The organism is Plantactinospora sp. B24E8 (assembly GCF_039871735.1).
In the GTDB taxonomy this organism is placed as follows: Bacteria; Actinomycetota; Actinomycetes; order Mycobacteriales; family Micromonosporaceae; genus Plantactinospora.
Genome location: NZ_JBDPMH010000014.1, coordinates 115,599 through 141,222, shown reverse-complemented (window position 1 = coordinate 141,222; position 25,624 = coordinate 115,599). Strand labels below are relative to the sequence as shown.

7 protein-coding genes are annotated in these 25,624 nt (G+C 74.4%); 3 read left to right on the top strand and 4 right to left on the bottom strand.

Features of this window, described 5'->3' with window-relative positions; translation table 11 throughout:
• Both ABGB21_RS21140 and ABGB21_RS21135 read right to left on the bottom strand, forming a co-directional pair.
• Positions 1 to 17,463, bottom strand: a complete 17,463-nt coding sequence (locus ABGB21_RS21140; protein WP_347679166.1) for an amino acid adenylation domain-containing protein — start codon at positions 17,461 to 17,463, stop codon at positions 1 to 3.
• A 70-nt stretch (positions 17,464 to 17,533) separates the two neighbouring features.
• A complete protein-coding gene (locus ABGB21_RS21135; protein ID WP_347652585.1) occupies positions 17,534 to 18,556 on the bottom strand; it encodes an iron-siderophore ABC transporter substrate-binding protein in 1,023 nt (340 codons plus the stop codon).
• A 436-nt stretch (positions 18,557 to 18,992) separates the two neighbouring features.
• On the opposite strand from ABGB21_RS21135, the gene ABGB21_RS21130 reads away from it, so the two are divergent.
• The 3 genes from ABGB21_RS21130 (at position 18,993) to ABGB21_RS21120 (ending at position 22,040) form a co-directional block, all read left to right on the top strand.
• On the top strand, positions 18,993 to 20,063 hold the full coding sequence (locus tag ABGB21_RS21130; protein ID WP_347679164.1) for an iron chelate uptake ABC transporter family permease subunit: 1,071 nt from the start codon (positions 18,993 to 18,995) through the stop codon (positions 20,061 to 20,063).
• Between the two features lie 5 nt (positions 20,064 to 20,068).
• Entirely contained in the window at positions 20,069 to 21,133 is a 1,065-nt protein-coding gene (locus ABGB21_RS21125; protein ID WP_347679162.1) for an iron chelate uptake ABC transporter family permease subunit, read from the top strand.
• A gap of 115 nt (positions 21,134 to 21,248) precedes the next feature.
• On the top strand, positions 21,249 to 22,040 hold the full coding sequence (locus ABGB21_RS21120) for an ABC transporter ATP-binding protein (protein ID WP_347652647.1): 792 nt from the start codon (positions 21,249 to 21,251) through the stop codon (positions 22,038 to 22,040).
• 27 nt (positions 22,041 to 22,067) lie between these two features.
• On the opposite strand, the gene ABGB21_RS21115 is transcribed toward ABGB21_RS21120, so the two are convergent.
• Positions 22,068 to 24,275, bottom strand: coding sequence for a hypothetical protein (locus tag ABGB21_RS21115; RefSeq protein WP_347679160.1), 2,208 nt, complete (start codon positions 24,273 to 24,275; stop codon positions 22,068 to 22,070).
• Entirely contained in the window at positions 24,272 to 25,564 is a 1,293-nt protein-coding gene (locus ABGB21_RS21110) for a sugar ABC transporter substrate-binding protein (RefSeq protein ID WP_347679158.1), read from the bottom strand. The genes ABGB21_RS21115 and ABGB21_RS21110 overlap by 4 nt, the downstream gene beginning before the upstream one ends.
• Between the last annotated feature and the right edge of the window lie 60 nt (positions 25,565 to 25,624).

Genomic DNA, 25,624 nt, shown 5'->3' with positions numbered 1-25,624 from the left:
TCAGGCTCCTCGGGGCGTCGTCGGGTCAAGCGCCGAGATCGGCGTGTCGGGGGCGGCGAGTGCCGCCGCGAGCAGGGCACGGAACTGGTCGGCCAACCGGTGGGCGGTCGCCGGGTCGACAACGTCGAGCGCGTACTCCAGGTCGGTGTGCACGGGTCCGTCGCCGAGCGGCTCGTAGAAGCTCACCGTCAGCTCGGCCCGGACCGCGCCGGTCGGCACCGGTTCGACCCGCAGCCCGGCGAGGTCGTCGGAGCCGTCCACCCCGGTCAGTCGGGCCTCCTCGTGGTGCACCAGGAGCACCTGCGGCAGGCCGGGGCCGATCGGCGACACGTCGCGTACCGCGTCGAACGGCACCTCCTGGTGGTCGAACGCGGCCAGGTCGACGGCCCGGATCCGGGCCAGCAGGCCGGCGAAGGTCGGATCCCCGCCGACGTCGGTGCGCAGCACCAGCGGGTTGACAAAACAGCCGACCAGGTCGGTCAGCACGTCCTCGGTCCGACCCGCCACCAGCGTGCCGACCGGGACGTCCGGGCCGGCACCGAGCCGGTGCAGCAGGGTGGCGAGCACCGCCTGGAAGACCATGAACATGCTGGTACCGGTCTGCCGGGCCAGGTCGTCGACGGCCCGGTGGGTCCGCTCGTCGAGCACGAACCCGACCCGGCCACCACGTCGGCCGGGCACCACCGGGCGCACCCGGTCCGTGGGCAGCGCCAGCCGCTCCGGTACGCCCGCCAGCCGTCCCCGCCAGTAGTCCCGTTGCCGGGCGTACCGGCTGGCGGGGTCGGTCGGGTCGCCGAGCAGTTCCCGTGACCAGTGGGCGTAGTCCGGGTAGCCGACCGGCAACGGGGACCACGTCGGAGCCCGGCCGGCCCGGCGGGCCGCGTACGCGGTGTCGAGGTCCCGGACCAGCGGGACCACCGACCACTCGTCCGCGCCCAGGTAGTGCAGGGTCAGCAGCACCGCCTCGCCCCCGTCCCCGACCAGCAGTCGGGCCCGCATCGGCGGCTGCCCGGTCAGGTCGACGGTCTCCCGGACCAGGACGGCGACCCGGGCGTCGAGTGGTTCGCCGGTCGCCGGCAGCGTCTCCAGCACCGGCCGGTCGCCGACCGGGACCGGCACCGGCTCGCCGTCGTCACCGACCGCGAAGACGGTGGCCAGCGGCGGATGCCGGTCCACCAGGTCCCGCAGTGCCGCCGCCAGCGCCGGTACGTCCAGCCCGGCCTCGTCGGCGGGCCGGACCAGCAGGGCGAGGTCCCAGTGGTCGGCCGGCACCGCCGCCCGGTGCCGGTCCCACCAGATCCGCTGCACCGGTGCGACGAGCGGCGCCAGGTCGGGGCCGAGCCGGCGCAGCGGGGGTCGCCCGGCCGCCGCCCCGGCGACCCGTTCGGCGATTCCGGCCACGGTCGGGGCGTCGAAGACGTCCCGGACCGCCAGGTCGACGCCGAGCGCCGCGCGGATCCGACCCAGCAGCCGCATCACCGCCATCGAGTGTCCACCGAGGACGAAGAAGTTGTCGGAGCGGCCGACCGGGGGCAGCCGGAGGATCTCCCCGACGAGGTCGGCGAGGGTCCGTTCGACCGGGGTGACGGGCCGGTCGTCACCGGTCAGCACCGACCAGTCCGGTGCCGGCAGCCCCCGCCGGTCCAGTTTGCCGTTCGGGGTCAGCGGCAGCGGGCCGGGCAGCACCACCACCAGGGTCGGCACCATGTAGTCCGGCAGCAGACCGGCGGCGTGCCCGCGTACCGCGTCCGGGTCGACCGGTGCGTCGGCGGGCACCACGTACCCGACCAGCCGGGTCAGGTCACCGGCGCGGTCCACGGTCACCGCCGCCTGCCGCACGCCCGGGCAGCCGGCGAGGACCGCCTCGACCTCGCCCAGTTCGATCCGGAAGCCGCGAATCTTCACCTGGTCGTCGACCCGGCCGAGGAAGTCCAGCACCCCGTCGGCGCGCCAGCGGGCCCGGTCACCGGTGCGGTACATCCGGGCCCCGGCCGGGCCGTACGGGTCGGCGACGAAACGCTGCGCGGTCAACCCGGGACGACCGAGGTAACCACGGGCCAGGCCACGCCCGGCGACGTACAACTCCCCCACCACGCCGGGCGGCACCGGGCGGAGCCGCTCGTCGAGGACGTACACCCGGGTGTTCGGGTCCGGGCGACCGATCGGCACCGGACCGGTCCAGTCGGGTTCGGCACGCCAGAGCGTCGAGTTGACCGTCGCCTCGGTGAGTCCGTACGCCGCGTACAGCCGCAGCCGGCCCGCCCAGCGGCCGATCAGGTCCGGGGGCACGGTCTCGGTACCGACCAGCACCGTCAGCCCGTCCGGCAGCGGGCAGTCCGCCGGCAGCGCCGCGACCAGGGACGGTGGCAGGATCGCGTGGCTCACCCGTTCCCGTTCCAGCAGGTCGGCCAGGGGCCGGCCGGGGGCCCGGGTGTCGTCCGGCGCGATCACCAGCCGACCCCCGACGCACAACGCCATGGCCAGCTCGAAGACGAAGACGTCGAAGCCGGTCGAGGCGAACTGCAGCACCCGGGAGTCCGGGTTCACGCCGAGCCGGTCGACCGCGGTGGCGACCAGGCTGCCGATCCCCTCGTGCGACAGCACCACGCCCTTCGGACGTCCGGTGGAGCCGGAGGTGTAGATGACGTACGCGGCGTGGTCCAGCCCGCCCGGCACGGATGACGCCGGAACCGGACCGGGTACGGGAGCGAAGTCCGCCGGGTCGTCGACCAGCAGTCGACGTACCCCGGAAATCGCGGGCAGTCGGGCGGCGGCGGCCCGGGTGGTCAGCACCGTCCCGATCCCGGCGTCGGTCATCATGAAGGCCAGCCGGTCCGCCGGGTGGGCCAGCTCCAGCGGCAGGAACGCCGCGCCGAGTCGGAGCACCCCGAGCACCACGGCCACGGTCGCGGCCGAGCGGGGCACCGCCACCCCGACCACCGACCCGGGTCCGACACCGTAGCCGGCCAGCAGCCGGGCCATCCGGTCCGCCTCGGCGTCCAGTCCGGCGTACGAGAGCACCCGTTCCCGGTCCACCACGGCGACCGCGTCCGGAGCCCGGTCCACCTGCCGGGCGAACAGGACCGGCAGGGTTTCCTCCGGCACCTCCCGCGCGGTCGCGGTGAAGTCGTGCAGCACCCGGTCCCGCTCGCCCGGCAGCAGGACGTCGATCCGGCTCACCGGCACCCCGGGCTCGCTGGCGACCGTCGCGGCGAGCCGCGTCAGCCGCTCACCCAGCCGCTCGACCGTACCGGGGTCGAACAGGTCCGTCCGGTACTTCAGCACGCAGGTGAGGGAGGGCCCGCCCGCCCCCTCGACCACGTCGAAGACCAGGTCGAACTTGGCCGCCGGCGGGTCGACCGGCTCGTCGACGGCGGTCAGCCCGACCAGGCCGGGCCAGTCCGCACCCCGAGGCCGGTGCACCACCATCACCTGGAACAGCGGATTGCGGGACAGCGACCGGGTCGGGTTGACCGCCTCCACCACCGTCTCGAACGGCACGTCCTGGTGCGAGTACGCGGCCAGGTCGGTTTCCCGGACCCGGGCCAGCAGGTCGACGAAGGTCGGGTCACCGGAGAGGTCGGTACGGAGCACGAGCGTGTTGACGAAGAACCCGACCAGCTCGTCCAACGCCGCGTCGGCGCGTCCGGCGATCGGCGCCCCGAGCGGGATGTCGGTGCCGGCACCGAGCCGGTGCAGCAGGGTCGCCACCAGTGCGTGCACCACCATGAACAGGCTGGTCCCGGTGTCCCGGGCGAGCCGCCGAAGCCCGGCGGCGACCTCGTCGGGCAGTGGCACGGGGAGTTCGGCGGCGGTCGGGGCGGGCCGGCCGGACCGGGCCCGGTCGGTGGGCAGGTCCAGTTCCTCCGGCATTCCGGCCAGGGCGGTACGCCAGTAGTCCAGTTGCCGGGCGGCCAGACTGCCCGGATCCGCCGGGTCGCCGAGCAGGCGGCGCTGCCACAGGGTGTAGTCGGCGTACTGGACGGGCAGGGGTGACCAGTCCGGTGCCCGTCCCGCCCGGCGGGCCGCGTACGCGGTGGAGAGGTCCCGCAGGAAGGGCCGGTCCGACCACTCGTCGGTGGCGATGTGGTGCAGCGACAGGACGAGCACGTGCTCGACCGGATCCGGGTCGCCGTCGACCGCGATCAGGGTCGCCCGCACCGGTGGCTCGACGGCGAGGTCGAACGGACGTCGTACGGCGGTCCGGACGATCGCCGCGACCTCGTCCGGCGCGGCGCCGACAACCACCAGCTCCGGTCGGACCCCGGCGGACGGCAGGATCCGCTGGCCGGGTTGACCGTCGCGCTCCTCGAAGACGGTACGCAGGGTCTCGTGCCGGTCGGTCAGGTCGGCCAGGGCGGCCCGCAACGCGGCCACGTCGAGTGCGCCGCGCAGCCGCAGCACGATCGGGAAGTGGTACGCCGCCGACGTCGGGACCATCCGCTGGATCATCCAGAGCCGCTGCTGGGCGAAGGAGAGTGGCAGCTCGGCGGGGCGGGTCGCCGGCACCAGCGCCCGGTCCCCCGGGGCCGGCTCCGCTGCCGGGTCTGCCGAAGCCGGCTCCCCTGCTGCCGGGTTCGCCGGCTCCACCGGCCCGCCGATCCGCGCGGCGAGCTCGGCGACGGTCGGCGCCTCGAAGAGGTCACGGATCGCCACCTCCACCCCGAGCACCGCCCGGACCCGGCTGACCAGCCGGATCGCCAGCAGCGAATGTCCGCCGAGGTCGAAGAAGTTGTCGTCGGTCCCGACCCCGGGTACGCCGAGCAGGTCGGCGAAGATGCCGCAGAGCGTCTGCTCCCGGGCCGAACGGGGCGGCCGGGCGGCGTCGCCGGCCCGGACCGTCGGGGCGGGCAACGCCGCGACGTCGAGCTTGCCGTTGACGGTCAACGGCAGTCGGTCGATCGGGACCAGCACCGCCGGAACCATGTAGTCGGGCAGCCGCTTGCGCAGGTACGTCCGCAGCTCGGCCAGCACCGTCTCGTCGGAGTCCCGCCAGCCGGCCGACCGGACGACGTAACCGGCGAGGCGACGTACCCCGACACCGGCCGTGGGGGCCACCAGCACGGCGGCGTGCGCGACCTGCGGATGCCCGAGCAGCGCCGCCTCGATCTCACCGAGTTCGACCCGGTAGCCCCGGATCTTCACCTGGTCGTCGGTACGGCCGAGGAAGTCCAGCAACCCGTCCGGGCGGCGGCGGACCAGGTCCCCGGTGCGGTACATCCGCTCCCCGGGCGCGCCGTACGGGTCGGCGACGAACCGCTGCGCGGTCAGTCCCGGCCGACGGTGGTAGCCACGGGCCAGCCCGATGCCGGCGATGTAGAGCTCGCCGGGCGCGCCGGGCGGGGTCGGCCGCAGGTGCGGGTCGAGTACGTAGGCGCGGGTGTTCCAGATCGCCCGGCCGACGGTCGGGGTGGCACTGTCGGCCGTGCCGCCGCCGAGCGTGTTGATGGTGTACTCGGTCGGCCCGTACAGGTTGTAGCCGGCCGTGCCGTCGGTGTCCCGCAGCCGGTCCCAGACCGTCTCGGCGACCGCCTCGCCGCCGAGCAGGACGAGCACCGGTCGATGCCGTCGCCCCACGCCAAGGTCGGTCGGTTCGTCCCGGTCGAGCAGGCCCTCCTCGAGTAGCAGTTGGGCGTAGCTCGGGGTGACGTTGACCACGTCGATCCGGTGCCGGTCGCAGTAGCCGACCAGGGCCCGGGCGTCACGACGCAGTTCCTCGTCGCAGACGTGCACCTCGTGCCCCTCGACCAGCCAGAGCAGTTCCTCCCACGACATGTCGAAGGCGAACGAGACGGTGTGCGCGATCCGCAGCCGCCGACCACCGGCCGCCGCCACCGTCGGGCCGAAGATGGCCTCCCGGTGGTTGAGCTGCATGTTCGTCAACCCCTGGTACGGCGTCACCACGCCCTTCGGACGGCCGGTCGACCCCGAGGTGTAGATCAGGTACGCGGGGTGTGCCAGCCGCTCCGGATCGGTCCGGGCGAACCCGGCCGGCAGTTCGGTGTCGTCGAGGGCGGCACCGGGCAGCGCCGCCAGCTCGGCGGCGACCGCCGGACCGTCGAGCGGCAGTACCGTCGGCGGCAGGTTCGACGGAAGGTCGGGCAGCACGGAGGTGACCGAGAGCAGGACCGTCGGCTCGGTGTCGGCGAGCACGAACGCCAGCCGCTCGGCCGGATGGTCCAGCTCCAGCGGCAGGTACGCGGCTCCGGTGCGCAGTACCGCGAAGAGCGCCACCACCATGTCGGTCGAGCGCGGCAGCGCGAGTGCCACCACCCGCTCCGGTCCGGCGCCCCGGGCGATCAGCAGCCGGGCCAGCTGGTTGATCCGGGCGTCGAGTTCGGCGTAGGTCAGGGTCGCGGTTCCCGTTCCGTCGCCGCCGGTTTCGCGGCCGGCGGCGGCACGGAGGTCGCCCGCACCCTCCTCCCCGTCGCGGCGGCCGGCGGTCCGGCCACGGCCGCCGGCGAAGACCAGCGCCACGGCGTCCGGCGTCCGGGCGGCCTGGACGGCCAGCAGGTCGGCGACGGACTCGGTGCCCACCGGACGCCGGGTCGACGCCCACTCCGCCGCCAGCTCGGCACGTTCCGGCTCGGTGAGCAGGTCCAGCCGGCCCACCGGCGGCGCCGGGTCACCGGCCGCGTCGCGGACACCACCCGGGTCACCGGCTTCGTCGAGTGCGTCGACGATCCGGTCCAGTACCGCGACGAACCGGTCGAGCAGGATCCCGGCCACCGGGCCCGGTACGACGTCCGGCCGGTGGTCGAGCGCGACCCGGATCCGCGGCGCCGGGGTGACCACCAGGGTCAGCGGGTAGTGGGTGGCGTCCACCCCGGCCGCCGCCACGATGCCGTGCCGTTCCCGCAGCCGGGCCGACTCCTCCTCGTCGACGAAGTTCTGCAGCACGTAGAGGGTGTCGAAGAGCCGGGTCTGTCCGACCGCCCGCTGCACCTCGCCGAGACCGAGGTGGTCGTACGGCATCAGTTCGGCCCGCTGCTCCTGCAGGCGACGCAGCAGCCCCGGCACCGACTCGTACGGGTCGACGGCGACCCGTACCGGCACGGTGTTGAGGAACAGTCCGATGATCTGCTCGACGTGCGGGACCTCCGGGTTCCGGCCGGAGACGGTCATGCCGAAGACCACGTCGGTCCGGCCGAGGTAGCCGCCGAGCACCAGTCCCCAGGTCGCGGTGAGCACCGTGTTCAGGGTGAGGCCCTGTCGGCGTACCGCCGCCCGCAACCGCTCGCCCAGCGGTGCCGGCAGCTCGGTCCGGCGGCGTTGCGGGACCACCGGGGCCAGCGTCGCCTCCGGCGCGACCAGCGACGGTTCGGCCAGCCCGGCGAGCGCGTCCCGCCAGGCCCGGACCGCGGGCGCGGAGGGTTGGGCGGCGAGCCAGTCGAGGTGGTCCCGGTACGACCCGGCCGCCGGCAACGCCCGGTCGTCACCGTCGCGCTCGTAGAGGGTGAACAGTTGCTCGACGAAGAGCTGCTCGGACCAGCCGTCCCAGAGCACCAGGTGGTGGCTGACCACCAGCCGGTCCCGGTTGTCGGCGAGCCGGATCAGCAGCAGTCGGCACAGCGGTGGCCGGGTCAGGTCGAAGCGACGGCGCCGGTCCACGGCCAGCAGTTCGGTGATCCGCTCCCGGGCGACCTGCGGATCCAGTCCGGAGAGGTCCACCTCGGTCACCGGCAGTTCGGCCGCCGCCGTGACGAACTGCACCGGCCGGGACAGTCCCTCGCCGGTGAAACCCGCCCGCATGCTCGAGTTGCGGGCCAGCAGCACCGCGCCGGCCCGACGCAACCGCGCCAGGTCCACCCGGTGGTCGAGGTCGAAGACGTCCTGTGCGGTGTAGACGTCGAGGGCGCCGGTGTCGTAGCTGGCGTGGAAGAAGAGCCCTTCCTGCAGTGGCGACAGCGGCCAGATCTCCGCCACCGGGGTCCCGCTGGTCCGCGCGACCTGGTCGACCTCCGCCGGGCTGAGGTCGACCGTCGCCCCGGACACCGGGCCGTCGGTCGACCCGCTCCTGACCGGCCCGGAACCCGTGGCGCCGGTACCCGCCGCGACGGGCACCGCCACCGACCCGGCGTCGGAAGTCGTGGCGGCGGTTGCCGTGGCGGCGGTCAGCTGGGCCAGCGCGGTGATCCACCCGGCGCCCAGCGTGCTGACGTCGGACTCGGTGAGCACCCCGTCCGGCCAGGTCCAGGTCGCGGTCAGCACCGGGCCGTCGGCGGTGTCGGCACAGACCACGTCGACCTGCAGCGGATGGGACAGGGCCAGGCCCCCGTTGAGGGTGGCGACGGCCGCCGACTCCGGTGCCGGCGCCCAGTCCCGCTCGGACTCACCCGGGACCCGCCCGTAGTAGTTGAACAGCACCTGCGCCGTCGACAGTCCGGCGAGGATCGGCGCGGTCTGCGCGTTGAGGTGACGCAGCAGCCCGTACCCGAGGCCGTTGTCCGGGACGGCCCGCAACCGCTCCCGTACGCCCCGGAGCACGTCGAACGGGTCGGCGCCGGCCGGCAGCCGGACCGGCTGCACGCTGGTGAACCAGCCGACGGTGCGGGAGAGGTCGACTCCGGGGTTGATCTCCTCGCGACCGTGCCGCTCCAGCTCGACCAGCAGGTCGTCGTTGCGGCCACGCCACCGGTTCACCGCCAGCGCCAGCGCGGCGAGCAGGATCTCGGTGACGTCCGCGCCGACCGCCGCCGGTACGGCGGTGAGCAGCGGCGCGGTCCCGGCCGGCCCGAGTCGTACGACATGCTGGCGCCCGGGTCGATCCGACACCTCGACCGGGTCCGCGCACAGTTCGGCGCCGGGCGCCAGGGTTTCCGCCCAGTAGGCCAGTTCGGTCAGCCGCTCCGGGCGCTGCGCCTGCTCGGTCAGCAGCTGGGCGTAGTGCCGCAGCGAGGTGCCGACCGGGGCGAGTGCCGGCGACTGGCCGGTGGTGGCCGCCCGGGCCGCCTCGGCCAGATCCGCGAGCAGGATCCGCCACGAGACGCCGTCGACCAGCAGGTGGTGGGTGGCGAGGAGCAGGCGTCCGGGCCGCGTCCCGGCGTCGAACCAGACCGCCTGGAGCATCGTCCCGGCGTCCGGCGCGAGCCGCCCGGTCGCGGCCTCGGACTCCCGGGTGATGGTGGCCCGCAGTTCGGCGTCGTCCAGACCGGCGACGTCGACCCGGCGCAGCAGTCCGGCCGGATCCACCTGCCCGGCCGGCGGGACCTCCAGCGACCAGAGCACCCCGGCGATCCGGCGCAGCCGCAGACGGAGCCCGTCGTGCCGGTCGAGCACCGCCCGCAGCACCGCGACCAGTGTGTCCATCGTCGACCGGGCGGGCGTGACGAGCAGCGCCGGCAGGGTGAACCGGTCGATCGGCTGGCCGGTCTCCCGCAGCCAGTGCACGATCGGCAGCGGCGGAACCGGGCCGATCCCGCCACCGGTCTGCACCGACATCTCCGGGGCACCGGCCGGCGGGGCCACCGATTGGTGTCCGGCCGCCGCCGGGCCGGAGGACACCGCCGAACCGGAGGAGACTGCCGGGCCGGACGGAACTGCGGCGGCGAGGGTACGCGGCGTACGGTGCCGGAAGAGGTCGCCGGGACGGATCTCCAGTCCGCGCCGCCGGGCCCGGCTCGCCACCGCGATGCTGAGGATGCTGTCGCCACCGAGCGCGAAAAAGTCGTCGTCGGCGTCGACCCCGGAACGGCCCAGCACCTCGGCGAAGATCGTGGCGAGCTGCCCGACCGCCGGATCCGCCGCCGACCCGCCCGACTCGACGGGCTCGGGCGGCACCGGCCCGCCCCGGCCCGCCCGGTCCGGCGCGACGACCGGCGGCGGCAGCGACCCGTCCGGCTCGGCCGGCGGCGGCAGCGCCGCCCGGTCGAGCTTGCCACTCGGCGTCAGCGGCAGCGCGTCGAGCAGCACGAACGCGGCCGGCACCAGGGCATCCGGCAGCCCGGCCCGGGCCGCCTCCCGCAGCGCCCCGATCGCCGGCCGGGCGCCCGGCAGCGGGACGATGTAGGCCACCAGACGGGACGGTCCGGCCCCGGCCGGTACGGTCACCACCACCCGGCCGACCCCGGGCTGTGCCGACAGCACCGCCTCGATCTCGCCGGGGTCGACCCGGTGACCACGGATCTTGATCTGGTGGTCGGTACGACCGACGTACTCCAGGACGCCGTCGGCCCGCCACCGCACCAGGTCGCCGGTACGGTACATCCGCTCCCCGGCCGTCCCGAACGGATCGGCGACGAAGCGTTCCGCGGTGATCGCCGGTCGCCGGTGGTAGCCATGCCCGAGCTGCGCCCCGGCGACGTACAGCTCACCGGGCACACCGGCGGGGACCGGCCGCAGACAGTCGTCCAGCACGTACAGCCGGGTGTTGGCGACCGCCCGGCCGATCGGTACCGTCGGCCCGGGTTCGCCGTCGTTCGCCCACCAGGTGACCTGCACCGCCGTCTCGGTCGGCCCGTAGAAGTTGTCCAGCGCGGTGCCGGTCCGGGTCCGCCACCGCCGGGCGAGTTCCGGGGTGAGCGCCTCGCCTCCGCTGGAGACCCAGCGCAGACTGGCCGCCCAGCCGGGATCGGCGGCGACCTCGTCGTCGAGCAGGAACGCCTCCACCATCGACGGTACGAAGGTGACCGCGGTGACCCGGTGCCGCCGGACCAGTCCGGCCAGCCGGGCCGGGTCACGCAGGTCGTCCGCACCCGGCAGGACGACGGCGGCGCCGGCGGTCAGCGGCCAGAAGATCTCCCAGACCGAGGTGTCGAAGTGCGGGGGCGCGAGCTGCAGCATCCGGTCGGCGGTGCCGAGCCGGAACTCGCGTTGCGACCAGGTCAGCTGGTTGACGATCGCCCGGTGGCTGACCAGCGCCCCCTTCGGGCGTCCGGTCGAGCCCGAGGTGTAGATCAGGTACGCGGGCAGCTCCGGATCCCTCGGCGGGGCCGGACGGAGGTCGTCCCGGCCCGGCGTCACGTCCCCGTCGACCAGCAGGCGTGTCAGGTCCGCCGGGCCCGACACCCGGTCGAGGTTGTCCACGGTGGCCACCACCGCCCGGGCGCCGGAGTCGGCGAGCACGGCGGCGAGCCGGCCGGGCGGGTCCGCCAGGTTGACCGGCAGGTACGCGGCCCCGGCCCGCAGCACGGCGAGCATCCCGACCACCAGTTCCGCCGATCGGGGCACCGCCACCGCGACCACGTCGCCCGGTCGGACTCCCCGGCCGACGAGTCGTCCGGCCAACGCGGCGGCCCGGCGGTGCAGGTCGGCGTAGCTCAGCTCCCGCCCGCCGTCGATCAGCGCCACCGCGTCCGGGGTGGCGGCGGCCTGGGCCGCGACGACCGCGTCCAGGGTCAGCCCCGGCAGCGGGGCGGTCGGCCCGGCCAGCCGGGCGAGGACGGCGGACCGTTCCTCCGCCGGCAGCAGGTCGATCCGGCCGACCGGCCGGGTCGGGTCGGTGACGAGTGTGTCGAGGATGCGGGCCAGTCCGGCGCCGAGCCGCCGTACGGTCGCCGCGCCGATCCTGGCCGGGTCGTACTCGATGGTCAGGCTGAGCTGGTCGGCCGCCGACACCAGCAGGGTCGCCGGATAGTGGGTGGCCTCCCGGAACTCGACGCCGTTGAGCTCGACGAGGCCGGACCGGTCCCGCAGGTCGCCGGTCGGCGGATAGTTCTCCACCACGACGAGGGTGTCGAAGAGCTCCCCGATCCCGGCCAGCCGCTGGATCGCGGGCAGCCCGAGGTGCTGGTGGTCGAGGAGTTCGGCCTGCTCGCGCTGGAGTCGGGCGACGAGTTCGGCGAGTGGCTCGGCCGGATTCCAGCGCAGCCGAACCGGCAGGGTGTTGATGAAGAGGCCGACCATCGCCTCGACACCGTCCACCTCGGCCGGCCGGCCGGCGACCGTACTGCCGAAGACGACGTCCCGCCGCCGGGTGTGCTGGCCGAGCAGCAGTCCCCAGGCGGCGTGGACAACGCTGCCGAGGGTCAGTCCGGCGTCCCGGGCCCGCGTCCGCAGTCCGGTCGCGACCTCGGCCGGCAGTGCCACGTCGGACCGGGCGGCGCCGCCGGGCCGAACCGGGTCGCCGGCACCGGTGGCGGCGTCGGCGCAGCCGGCACCGGTGGCGAGCCGGGTCGGGTCGTCGAGCCCGGCCAGCGCCACCCGCCAGGCCTCCCGGGCCGCCGTGTCGTCCCGGCCGGCCAGCCACTCCAGGTACCGCCGGTAGGGGGCGACCGGCGGCAGGCGGTCCGGCTCGCCGTCCGGTGCGTAGCCGGCGAGCAGATCCCGCAGGGTCAGTCCGGCGGACCAGCCGTCGGTCACAATGTGGTGGTGGGTGAGCAGCAGGAGGTGCCGGTCACCGGCGTACCGGACCAGTACGCCGCGCAGCAGCGGCGGGCGGGCGAGGTCGAACGGGGCGGCCCGCTCCGCGTCCGCCAGCGCCGCGAACGCGGCGTCGCGCTCGTCGGCGGCGTACCCGGTCAGGTCGACCTCGCGCCACGGCGGGTCGAGCCGGTCCGCCACCACCTGCACCGGTCGCCCGTCGGCGAGCTGCGGAAACGCGGCCCGCAACGGGGCGTGCCGGTCGAGTACGCCGCGCAGTGCCCGCCGCAGCGCGGCGGCGTCGAGCCGGCCGGTCAGCTCGATCACCTGCTGCACCCGGTACGGGTCCGCCCCGGCGTCCGGGCCGTCGGCGACCGCGTGGAAGTAGAACCCCTCCTGCAACGGGGTCAGCGGCAGCACCTCGACCAGCCCCGGTACGGCGGCGGCCAGCGCGTCGAGTTGTGGCTGGTCGAGTCGGACCAGCGGGAAGTCCGACGGGGTGTGCCCACCGGCGCCCGGCGCGGCGGCGTGCCGGACGATCGCGTCCAGCGCGGTGAACCAGCCCTTCGCGAGTTCCCGGACGTCCGCCTCGCCGAGCAGGGTCGCCGGCCAGGCCCAGGTCACCCCGAGCCCGGGCCCGTCCGGGCCGTCCTCGGTGAAGGCGTTGACCTCCAGGGTGTACGGCGCCACCGGCATCGCGTCGTCGAAGCCGCCGGCCAGTAGCCCGATCCCGGGCAGCGGACTCCAGGTGGTGTCCGGGTCGGCCGGCACGGCGAACCGGCCGAGGTAGTTGAAGCTGATCTGCGGCGTGGGCAGCGCGGCGAGGAGGGCGGCGGACTCCGGGTTGAGGTGGCGCAGCAGGCCGTAGCCGAGCCCGTGGTCGGGGATCTCCCGGAGCCGTTCCTTGACCCGCTTCAGCGCGGTGCCGGCGTCCGGGCCGCCGGCCAGCGCCCGGTCCAGGTCGATCGGCCCGGTCTCCAGTCGCACCGGGAAGACGCTGGTGAACCAGCCGAGGGTCCGGGACAGGTCCACGCCGTCGGCGACCTGTTCCTCCCGGCCGTGTCCCTCCAGGGCGACCAGGGCGGGCACCGGCTCGGTCACGCCCCGGCGACGCCGCCAGTCGGCCAGGGCCAGGGCGAACGCGGTCAGCAGGACGTCGTTGACGCCGGCGTGGAACACCGCAGGCACGGTGCCGAGCAGCGGAGCGGTCCGGTCGGCCGGCAGCCGCAGGGTCAGCCGGGACACGCTCGCCAGGTCGCCGACCGGGTCGAGGGGACGCGCCGCCAGGGCCGGGTCGGGGCCGCGCAGCGTCCGGGTCCAGAGCGGCAGCTCGGCCAGCCGCCGCGCCGAGTGGGCGTCCGCGTGCAGCAGCTCGGACCAGCGCCGCAGCGGCGTACCGACCGGTGCCGGGCGGGGCGTACGGCCGGTGGAGACGTCGGCCCAGGCGGCGGCGAGATCGGGCAGCAGGATCCGCCAGGAGACGCCGTCGACCACCGCGTGGTGCACCAGCACCACCAGGTGTCCGGGCCGTTCCGGGCCGGCGTCGAGCCAGACCACCTGGACCATCAGGCCGGACTCCGGGGCCAGTCGTCGCCCGGCCTGCCGGGCGGCGTCCTCGGCCCGGGCCCGCAGTGCCGCCCCGGCCAGCTCGCCGACCTCGATCCGGTGCAGCCAGTCGGCGGCCCGGACGGTGCCGGGCGGCGGCACCTCCAGCCGACCGGCACCATCCGGTGTGGATCGGACCAACCGGGACCGCAGGACGTCGTGCCGGTCGGCGACCGCCTGCAGCGCGGCGACCAGCCCGTCGGCGGTCACCTCGGCGGGAACCCTGACCAGCAGCCACTGGTTGAACGCGTCGATCTCACCACCGCACTCGTCCAGCCAGCGCAGGATCGGGGTGAGCGGCAGCGAACCGACGCCGGCCTCGGGGTCGTCGCCGGCCCGCCCCGGCGCCGAGGTGGCGACCGGGGCCAGCTCGGCGACGGTACGCAGCTGGAAGACCTGACGCGGGGTCAGCACCAGACCCGCCTGCCGGGCCCGGATGACCAGCTGGATGGAGACGATGCTGTCCCCGCCGAGCGCGAAGAAGTCGTCGTCCACCCCGACCTCGGGCAGCCCGAGCACCTCAGCACAGAGCGCGCAGAGCAGTTCCTCCCGGGCGTCCCGGGGGCGGGTGCCGCCGGTCAGGGCGGCGAAGTCGGGGGCCGGCAACGCGGCCCGGTCCAGCTTGCCGCTCGGCGTGACCGGCAGCCGGTGCAGCGGCACGAACGCCGCCGGCACCATGTGTTCCGGCAACCAACCCCGGGCGTACGTGCGCAGCTCCGCCATCAGAGCGGTGACGTCCCGGAACGGGGCCGGGCGGTTGGCGTACCGGGTCGGGTCGGCGGTCAGTTCCCGCCCCGGCCGGTACGCCGGCGGGGGCACCGTCCCGAGCGGGGTGAAGAGCAGCTCGAGTTCGCCCTCGGTACCGTCGCCCGACCAGGTCACCACCACCTCGTGGCCGTACCGGCCGGCCAGCTCGTGCACCGCCTCCGGGTCGACGGCCGGGCCGGCGGCAGCGGGTGCGGGCCCGGTGACCGGGTCCGGGTCGGTGAGGCTCCGCAGCGCGTGCCGGTCGGCGGTCAGCCGGGCGTTGGGCACGCCGGTGACCCGCAGTCCGTCGATTGTCGCGTCGGTCAGGTCGACGCGGTCGAGCAGTTCCGCCAGGCCGGCCAGCCCGCCGACCACCTCGGACCAGGTGACCTCCCGGACGGCGACGGTGCCGGGCGACGCGGCGGGAGCCGGGGCGCCGGCGGTCGAACCGGTACGCAGCACGACGTCGGATCCGGTGCGCAGCACGACGTCGTACCGGTGGCGGGTCAGCTCGTTGTGCGCCCGGCCGCGCTTGACCCGCAGGTCGACGACGTCGATCCCGGGTACCGCCCCGACCAGCGCGGGGAAGAAGTCGGGGTCGAGCAGCAGCTCCCCCTCCCAGGCCAGGCCCTGTTCGACGGCGGCCCGGGCGGCGGTCCGGCCGGCCTCGTCCGGCCGCCGCCGGGCGATCTCGACGGCGGCTCGCAGGAACCGGTGCGTCCGCAGGTTGCGGACGTCGCCGACGAACAGCGCCCCGCCCGGGACGAGCAGGCTGGTCAGTCCACGAAGGACGTCGAGCAGGTAGTCGGCGCTGGGAAAGTACTGCACGACGGAGTTGAGCACGACGGTGTCGAAGAACCCGGCGGGCAGCCCGTCGCGCACGTCGGCCGGCTGGGTACGCAACTCCACCCGCCCGGCCAGCTCGGGCCGGCCCGCCACCTGCGCCCGCACCGCCTCGACCGCCGCCCGGGACAGGTCGGTGCCCCAGTACGCCTCGACCCGGGGCGCCACCCCGGCCAACAGCAACCCGCTGCCGACCCCGATCTCCAGGACCCGACGCGGGCGCAGCGCCAGGATCCGCTCCACGGTGGCGTCCCGCCACTCCCGCATCTCGGCGAGCGGGATCGGCAACCCGTCGTAGCTGCTGTGCCAGCCGGTGAAGTTCTCGCCGAACTCCTCGGTACGCCCGGCGGCGTAGAGCAGCTCGTGCAGCCGCTCCCAGTCCGCGACCCGGTCGGACTCGACCTCGACGTCCCGCCCCGGGGAGTGTCCGGTGACCGGGACGGGTCGGTCCCCGCGCTCCAACGCCGGTACGACGTACGCGGCGAGCCGCTGCTCACCGGTCGGTCCCGGGCGGGCCACCACCGCCACCTGGCCGACCGCCGGATGCTGGGCGAGCACCGACTCGACCTCGCCCGGCTCGATCCGGTAACCACGGATCTTCACCTGGTCGTCGGCCCGACCGAGGAACTCCAACCGCCCGTCCGGCAGCCACCGGACCAGGTCACCGGTGCGGTAGAGGCGCCCACCCGCCGGCCCGTACGGGTCGGCGACGAACCGCTCGGCGGTCAGTCCGGGCCGGCCGAGATAACCGCGGGCCAGCCCCGGACCACCGAGGTACAGCTCGCCGGTCTGGCCGACCGGCACCGGGCGCAGTGCCGCGTCGAGCACGTAGCACCGGGTACCGGGGTCGGGCCGGCCGATCGGCACCACCCCGCCGGGCGGGGTCCGCGGATCACACTCGCCGAGGGTCGAGTTCACCGTCGCCTCGGTCGGCCCGTAGGCGTTGAACATGGGCCGGTCGACCGCCCAGCGGGCGACCAGCTCCGGGGAGACCCGCTCGGTGCCGGCGAGCAGGGTCGCGCCGGCCGGCAGTGTGCAGTCCCGGGGCAGGGCGGCGAGCAGCGCCGGCGGCAGGATCATGAAGGTCGCGCCGTGCCGGTGCGCGTAGCTGGTCAACGCCGGGCCGGGCACCCGACGCTCCGCCGGTACGACGATCAGCCGCCCGCCGGAGAGCAGGCCGAGGCAGAGGTCCCAGAACGCGACGTCGAAACTGGGCGAGGCGAACTGCAGCACCCGGCTCTCCGGGCCGACGCCGAGCCGGGCGCGCTGGGTGGCGACCAGCTGGGTGACCCCGGCATGTGACAGCACGACGCCCTTGGGCCGGCCGGTGGAGCCGGAGGTGTAGATGACGTAGGCCGTGTTCTCCGGTGTCAGCGGCACACCCCGGTCGGCGTCGGTCGGGTCCTCGGTCCGGTCCGGGTCCACATCGGTCGAACCGGTGCCGGTCACGGCACCGTCGACCGGACCGGCGGCCGGACCAGGTTCCGCCTCGTCCGGCAGGACCAGGCGGGGCAGATCCGGCGTCGCCGGCAGGGTGGCGGCGAGTTCGACGGTGGTGACCAGGCAGACCGGGCGGGCATCGGCCAGCATGTAGCCGATCCGCTCGGCCGGATAGTCCTGGTCCAGCGGCAGGTAGGCGCCGCCGGCCTTGAGCACCGCCACCTCGGCGACGATCATCCCGATCGAGCGGGGCAGGCAGAGCGCGACCACCCGTTCCGGCCCCACCCCCCGGACGATCAGCGCGTGGGCCAGCCGGTTCGCCCGCCGGTTCAGTTCGGCGTACGTCAACTCGGTCTCCTCGAAGACCAGCGCCACCGCCTCCGGCGCCCGGCGGACCTGCTCCTCGAAGAGTTGCGGCCAGGTTGTCGGGGGCGCCGGTGTCACGGTCTCGTTCCACTCCACCAGGATCCGGTGTCGTTCCACCGTGTTCAGTTCGTCGTCGGTGCTGTTCAGGTCGATCGTGGGCACGACGAGGTACCGCCTCTCGGGAGCGGGTGGCCGGAGACCGGGTGGACGAGGTGGAGACCTGGCGGGCGGCTCAGGCGGTACCGAGCAGCGGCAGAATCTGGTCCAGCGCGTACGGGACGCTCAGCACGGTGCTGAAGGAGAGCGCGGCGCCGAGCGGTGGATTCTCGTACGGCAGGAACACCGCCCGGTTCTGCTTGGCGACGTCGAGGGTGGCGTACACCCGGTCGGCCCTGACCCGGGGCTCGGCGGAGGCGTCCGAGGTAAGGAAGAAGAGCCGGTCGACGTCGACCAGGTCGAGCCGTTCGGAGCCGATCTCGGCGGCGTACTCGTCGCCGGCGGCCTGCACGATGGTCTGCGGCACGGTGAGGCCGAGCTGGGTCATGAAGACCACCTTCGGGTCGCTCGGCGCGAAGACCGCGTACTTGCCCGGCTCGTACGGCTCGACCACCGCGACGGTCTTCCCGGCGAGTTCCGGATGTTCCTGGCGGGCTCTGGCGAACCGCGCGTCGACGTCGGCGATCAACTGCTCGGCCCGGTCCGCCCTGCCGAGGGCCCGGCCGGCCTGCCGGGTCAGCTCCTGCCACGGCGCGGCGTAGTCGGCGTGGCCCTTCGGCTGTGCGACCGTGGGCGCGATCCGGGACAGCTGCTGGTACTGCTGCTCGGTCATGCCGGAGTAGAGACCGATGATCAGGTCCGGCCGGAGCGCGGCGATCTTCTCCAGGTTGTAGTCGTCCCGTTCGCCGACGATCTCGGGTGGGGTGCCGCCCCACAGCTGCTGCGCCCAGGGCCACTTCCCGTACGGCCGTTCCAGGAACCAGTCGACGGCGCCGACCGGCACGGTCCCGAGGGCGAGCACCGGATCCTGGTCGCTGAGCCCGAGTGTCACCACCCGGGTCGGCTGGCGGGTTATCTCGGTGCTGCCGTACTTGTGGTCCACCGTCACGGGGAAGGCACCGGGGGCCGGGGCGGGCCCGGGTTCGTCTTTCCTGGTGTCGCCGCCGCAGCCGACGAGGCCGAGGGTGAGGGCAACCAGGGCCGCGGCCAACCGGCCGACCGGCCGGCGGTGGATCGGGCGGGCGGGTGTGCTGGACATCGGCTCCTCTTCGAGGGTCGGCTGGTGGACGTCCGGGACCGACGGTCGGCGCGACCGAGGGCGCCGGGGGACAACGACAGGCGAGCGTGGTGAGCGGCGACCGGCGCCGGCGTGGGTCGCCGGGCCCGGGTGGTCACCCGGTCTGGTGTGCGGTCACCCGGACCGGCGCGTGGTCCCCCGGGGCCCGGTGCGGAAGCGTCGGATCGGGCTGCGGACACGCCGGGTCGACGTCGACCCGGCGCCGGGTCGACCAGGGTCGGCGAGCCCGCTCCGGGTGATAGTAAGGTAATCCTTACCTAACCTCAACCGATTCGGATTTCCGCACAGCAGGACCCGTCCGAGCGGCGAACTAAGGTATACCTACCCTAATAAGATCGCCCCTCCGGTCGGTCCTACCCCTGAGCACAACAGACCCCTGAGCCAACGTGAGGACCGCGTGACAACTGACCAGGCAGCCCCGACCGGCCTCGGCCCGCCCCGGCCCGGCCCGTCGGCCCGCAGACCCACCGGCCCGCTGGCCATGCTGCTGGTCGCCACCGCCGTCCTGGTCGTCCTGTCACTGGTCTCCATCGCGGTCGGCAGCCGGTCCATCCCGCTCGACGAGGTGGTCCGGGCCCTGGTCGACCGGCACGCTCCCGGGATCGACCCGCAGATCGAGGCGATCATCTGGGGCGTACGACTCCCCCGCACCCTGCTCGGCCTGCTGGTCGGCGCGGCGCTCGGGCTCTCCGGGGCGCTGATGCAGGGGCTGACCCGCAACCCGCTCGCCGACCCGGGCCTGCTCGGGGTGAGCGCCGGCGCCGCGCTCGGCATCGTCGTCGCGGTGGGCGGCTTCGGCATCGCCGCGATCTACGGCTACATCTGGTTCGCCTTCGTCGGCGCACTCGTCGCCAGCCTCGTCGTCTACTTCCTGGGTGGCCTCGGGCGGGGCGGCTCCACCCCGGTCAAGGTCGCGCTGGCCGGGGTGGCGGTCACCTTCCTGCTCAACTCGGTGACCAACGCCGTGGTGCTGCGCGATCCGGAGTCGCTCAACCGCTACCGGTTCTGGGCGGCCGGTTCGCTCGCCGGACCGGACGGCACGACGGTGCTCCAGGTGCTGCCGTTCCTCGCGATCGGCACGGTCCTGGCCCTGGCCACCGCCCCCGCCCTGAACAGCCTCGCGCTCGGCGACGACGTCGCGACCGCGCTGGGCCGCCGGGTCCGGCTGGTCCGCCTCCAGGGCACCCTGGCGGTGACCCTGCTGGCCGGGGCGGCGGTCGCGGTCGCCGGCCCGATCGTCTTCGTCGGACTCGTCGTCCCGCACGTGGCCCGCCTGATCACCGGCCCCGACCACCGCTGGCTGCTGCCGCTCACCATGGTGCTGGCCCCGAGCCTGCTGATGCTGGCCGACGTGGTCGGCCGGGTGGTCGCCCGGCCGGGCGAGGTCGGTGTCGGCATCATCGCCGCGTTCATCGGTGGGCCGTTCTTCATCGCGCTGGTCCGTCGGCGCCGGCTGGCGGAGCTGTGAGCCGGATGGGTCTGCTCGAACTGTCCCGGACCGCCGGACGCACCACGTTCCGGCTCGCCCGGCCCGCGGTCTCCGGCGTGGTCCGGCCCCGGCTGCTGCTCTGCTGCGTCGGCCTCACCGCGCTGCTCTTCGTGCTCTGCTGCGTCGGCATCGCCACCGGGGACTACCCGGTCAGCCCGCTGCGGGTCGTACCGGCGCTGTTCGGCGCCGGCGACGCCGGACAGGTCTTCATCGTCCAGGAGCTGCGCCTGCCCCGGGCACTGACCGCGGTGCTGGCCGGAGCCGCGTTCGGGGTCTCCGGCGCGATCTTCCAGACCATCACCCGCAACCCGCTGGCCAGCCCGGACATGATCGGCATCAACGCCGGCGCCACCACCGCCGTGGTGGCCGGAATCGTGCTCGGCGGGGGCGGACTGGCCCTGCCGCCACTCGGCCTGGCCGGCGGGCTGGCCACCGCCGGACTCATCTACCTGCTCGCCTGGCGACGCGGCGCGACCGGATACCGGATCGTCCTGGTCGGCATCGCGGTCTCCTGGATGTGCGCCAGCGCGACCGACTACCTGCTGACCCGGGCCCAACTGACCGAGGCGCAGAGCGCGGTCGGCTGGCTGGTCGGCAACCTCAACGGCCGGGGCTGGGAGAGCGTACGCCCGCTGACCGTCGCGGTGGTCGTCCTGCTGCCGGCGGCGATCCTGCTCGGCCGGTGGACCCGCACCCTGCACCTCGGCGACGACGTCGCCCGCGGCCTCGGCACCCCGGTCCAACTCGCCCGGCTCTGCCTGGTGCTGGTCGGCGTCGCGCTGGTCGCGTTCGCCACCGCGGCGACCGGTCCGGTGCTCTTCGTCGCCCTCGCCGCGCCGCAGATCGCCCAACGGCTCGCCGGGCTGCCCGCACCCCCGGTGGTCGCCAGCGCGCTGACCGGCGCGCTGATGGTCTCCGCCAGCGACCTGGTAGCCCGGTGGCTCATTCCCGACGTGGACCTGCCGGTCGGGGTGGTCACCGGGGCGCTCGGCGCCACGTTCCTGCTCTGGCTGCTCGTCCGGACCAACCGTGCCGGTTCTGGAGGTTGACGTGACCCTTCATCCGCTGCTGACCGGGACCGGGACCGACCCGGCCACGCCCGCGTCGCTGACCGCTCCCCCGCCCACCCCCGCCGCCACGGTGCCGGCCGGAGCACACCCCGAACTGCGGGCTGAGGGCCTACGCCTGGCGTACGGCGACCGGGTCGTCGTCGACGACCTCGACCTGGTGGTCCCACCCGGGAAGATCAGTGTGATCGTCGGCGCCAACGCCTGCGGCAAGTCGACGCTGCTCCGGGCTCTGGCCCGGCTGCTCGACCCGACCGCCGGCAGCGTACGGCTCGACGGCCGGGCGATCCACACCCTGCCCACCCGGCAGGTGGCCCGCCAGGTCGGCATCCTGCCGCAGGCACCGGTCGCCCCGGACGGGCTGACCGTGCTCGACCTGGTCGGTCGCGGCCGGTCCCCGCACCAGACCTGGTGGCGGCAGTGGTCCACGGCGGACGAGACGGCGGTCGCCGAGGCGCTGGCCGCCACCGGCGTCACCGACCTGGCCGACCGTCCGGTCGACGAACTCTCCGGCGGGCAGCGGCAGCGGGCCTGGATCGCGATGGCGGTCGCCCAGCAGACCCCGGTGCTGCTGCTGGACGAGCCGACCACCTTCCTCGACCTGTCGCACCAGATCGACGTGCTCGACCTCGTGGTGGACCTGAACCGGCGGGACGGCCGGACCGTGGTGATGGTGCTGCACGACCTGAACCAGGCGTGCCGGTACGCCGACCACGTCATCGCGATGAAGGCCGGGCGGATCGTCGCCCAGGGGGCTCCGGCGGACGTGGTCACCGCGGACCTCGTCGAGGAGGTCTTCGACGTCCGCTGCGCGGTGACCGTCGACCCGCTGACCGGTACTCCCCTGGTCATCCCGACCAGCCGGCACCACACCGCTTCGGCGGGATGACCGGCGGCGGGTGCTCGTCCGGCCCGGTCACGGCATCGGGTGCAGCCCCTCGTGGCGTACCGTCCAGCTGCCGTCGGTGGGAAAACCCGGCGTGGGGCGGCCGGCGTCGGCGCCCCGAGTCATCAGCGCGACCGCGGCGAGCAGCCCGCCGTTGCCGGGCAGGTAGATCGGCAGCAGGTCGGTCTGCCGGTTGTGTCCGTTGGGCAGGTACCCGTTCTTCTCCGCCGGGTGCAGCAGGGCGTCCAGCGCGGTCGCCGGCTCACCGAGCCGGGTCGCGGTCATCGCGATGGCCGGGTAGTCCCAGCCCCAGGTGGAGTCCCAGTTCCAGTCCGCCAGCACGGCGTGCAGGGTGGCCCGCATGATCTCCGGGTCGACCAGGTCCGTCGGCGGCACCACGCCGAGCGCGTAGAGCATCGACGGGTGGTCGTCCCGGACGGTGTACGGGGGCACGTCGATCGCGGTGTAGACGCCGTCCCGGACGTGCGGGCGGACCAGGTTGGCGGCGACCTTCTCCCAGGCCGGCTCGGGCGGCAGGCCGAGCAGTCGGCGCCAACGCTGGGCGACCCGCAGTCCCCACGCCCAGTACGCCAGCTCGAACGTCGGGTTGGTGGCCGTCGCCCGCAGCGAGGCGTACGACTCCTGGGCCGGGACCAGCGGCGGCCCAAGCTGGTATCCGCGAACGCCGCGGACCGGGTAGTCGGCCATGAAGGCCGCCGACTCCAGCACCACGTCGGCGTAGCGGCGGAGCGCGGTCGCCGAGTCCGTGGTGCGGCGGACCAGTTCGGCGAGGTAGATCGGGTGCGGCTGCTGCCAGATCAGGAACGTCCCGATCGGGCTGGGGCTCTCCCGGCCGTCGGGACCGACCTGTTTCGGCCACCGGGCCCCGGCGCAGCCCTGGCTCCGGGCGGTCTCCCGGGCCCGGGGCAGGATCCGGGCGTACCAGCCGAGGCTGCGTTCCAGCAGGTCGGCCCGACCCCAGAGCGGGAAGTGCGCGCCGTGCCACCAGTGCATCTCCAGGTGGAACCGGCCACGCCAGCTGTTCACCATCAGGCCGGTCTCCTGCGGCGGCAGGGATCCAGCGCAGTGCACCGCGGTGAGGTACTGGGAGAGCACCACCCGCCGCTCCAGTTCGGGGGCGCGCCCGTCGTGGCTGTCGGCCAGGTCGACGGCGCCGCCCCGGGACCAGAAGCCGGGCCAGTGCCGCCGGGACGCCGCCGCCACCGCGTCCCAGGACGGCAGTTCGGTCGGACGGGTGCCGGCGGCTCCCTCGCCAGCCGGGCCGACACCGACCGGAACGCCTCCAGCGCCGGGCGTGAAGCCGATGACCAGTTCCAGGACGCTCCGACCAGTGCTGACCAGGAACTCGTGTCGGTCGGTCCGGACGAACCGGGCCTCGGCCGAGGCTTCGACTCCCACCTCGTACGTCGTGTCGTCCAGCACCCGGCGCACCAGGTGCCCCCGGCCGGTGGGGTACGACGTCGACGTGTGCGCCTCCGGCCGGGACCAGTCCGCGGCGTTGTTCCACGCCTCGGCGCCGTACGGGAAGGCGATCCGGATCGCGAGGCCGTCGGCGAGCAGCCCGGACTCGATCCGCACCGCGAGGACGTCCCGGTCCGGGTGGCAGAGCGTCTCGACCCGTACCGGCGCGCCGGCCAGCCGGAACCGGCTGGTGATGGTGCCGCTCCAGAGGTCCAGCCGCTGGTGAAGGTCGGTCAGCTCGTCGGCCCGGGGAGCCCGTACCGGCCCGGCCGGGGCAACACCGTCGGCGGTTCCGGCGCCGGCCCGGGTCGGGTCGGCGGCCCGGCCGGTCAGCACCAGCCCGATCCGGCCGAGGTCGAGTCGGTGCGGGTTGTTACGCAGCCAGGACTCGGCGGCCGACTCCGGCGCCTCGCCGGTGCCGGTGACCTCGCCGCGCATGTCGACGTACGACACCGGACCGCGTGGGGTGTGGTATTCGCGGACGGTCTCCGCGAGGTCGTACCGCCGGGCGCCCGGCACGCTGTGCCAGCCCCACTGGGACTGGGTGGCGAGCAGCGTGCCGGGCGCGGCGTCGCCGTGCCCGGCCACCGGGTAGAGGTCCGGCAGGGTCTGCAGCCCGGTGACGTCGACGGTGTAACACAACTCGCCATTGCCCACCGACAGCGGCGCGGCCGGCAGGATGCGGGTGACCTCGACCGCGTGCCGGTCGACCAGCGCGCGCCGGTCGATTCCGGACCTCTCCCCGGCGTCGCTCACCTGCGGATCGCCGCCGCCACCTGCTTGATGAACTCGTCCGCCGCCTTGCCCACCGGCTGCCGGTTGAACAGCACCTCGGCGTTGAGCCGCTGCAGGATGCCGAGCGTGTCGGTCGAACCGGTCGGCCCGATCACCAGCGGCGGGCCGGCCAGCGGGCCGATCTTCTCGATGAACGTCGCCTGGGCGGCCTGGTCGGGGTCGAGTTCGGGGGTCACCGCGGCGAGCACGTCGTGGTTGGCCGGGATACCCCGGTCGGTGCGGACGAGTTTCCCGGCCTCCGGGCTGTTGATCAGGAAGTCGACGAACTTCGCCGCCTCCTTCGGGTGCTTGGTCCGGGCGTTGATGGTGTAGATCTGCGACGCCTGCAGCCACATGCCGGGGCGGCCGGCGCTCTCCCCCGGTGCCCGGAGCAGTTCCAGCGGCTTGCCGGAGGCCTTGCGCAGGGCGCCGAGCTGGTTGCTCCAGTCGAACTGCATGGCGGCGAGGCCACGGCCCATCAGGGTCTGCTCCGGCGCCGGCTGGCCCTCCAGTTCGGTGGTGAGCGAGGCCGGCGGGGCGGCGCCGGAGTCGCGCAGCCCGGTGGTCATGGTCCACCAGTCGACCAGGGTCTGTTTGGTGATCGCGACTGCGCCGTCCGGGGTGTAGAGCCCTTCGCCACGCTGCCGGGAGTAGAGGTCGAGGGTGTCCGGCTTGGTCGGGTCGGCGACCGCGTAGGTGTCCTTCGGCGCCTTCGCCTTGATCTCGTTGGCGATCCGGACGAAGTCCTGCCAGGTCCAGGTGCTGTCGTCGGGCAGTGGCACGCCGGCGGCCTCGAAGACCGCCGGGTTGACCACGACCGCGAAGCTGTTGACGCCGGTCGGCACCCCGAACTGCTTGTTGTCGAACTTCCCGTTGCCGAGTGCGGCGGCGTCGATCTTGTCGGTCTTCAGGACGTCGCCGACCCTGGCCAGGTCGAGCAGGGCGCCCCGGCCGCCGTACTCTCGGGGGTAGGCGCCGCCAAGGGTGATCACGTCCGGCGCGTCACCGGCGGCGACCTCGGTGGCGAGCTTGTCGAAGTACGCGTTGAAGTCGGATGTGGAGCCGGTGACCCTGATGTCGGGATGCTGCGCCTGGAACGCCTCGATGATCTTCTGGGTGGTCGCCGCCCGGTCGTTGTTGCCCCACCAGGAGAAGCGCAACTGGACGGGGCCGCCGTCGCCGCCCGAGTCGCCACAGGCGGCGGTGGCCAACAGTGTCACGGCCGAGACGCAGACCGCCGCGAGGCGGTGTCGGAACGATCTGGCACTCATCGGAACTCCTTGGGGGATGGTGGGTTGAAACGGTTCAGTCACGGACAACAAGCGGTTCAC

Bases quoted from the DNA above. Each gene is read 5' to 3' on its own strand.
- ABGB21_RS21135 (WP_347652585.1), bottom strand. From the start codon at position 18,556: ATGTCCAGCACACCCGCCCGCCCGATCCACCGCCGGCCGGTCGGCCGG.
- ABGB21_RS21125 (WP_347679162.1), top strand. From the start codon at position 20,069: ATGGGTCTGCTCGAACTGTCCCGGACCGCCGGACGCACCACGTTCCGG.
- ABGB21_RS21110 (WP_347679158.1), bottom strand. From the start codon at position 25,564: ATGAGTGCCAGATCGTTCCGACACCGCCTCGCGGCGGTCTGCGTCTCG.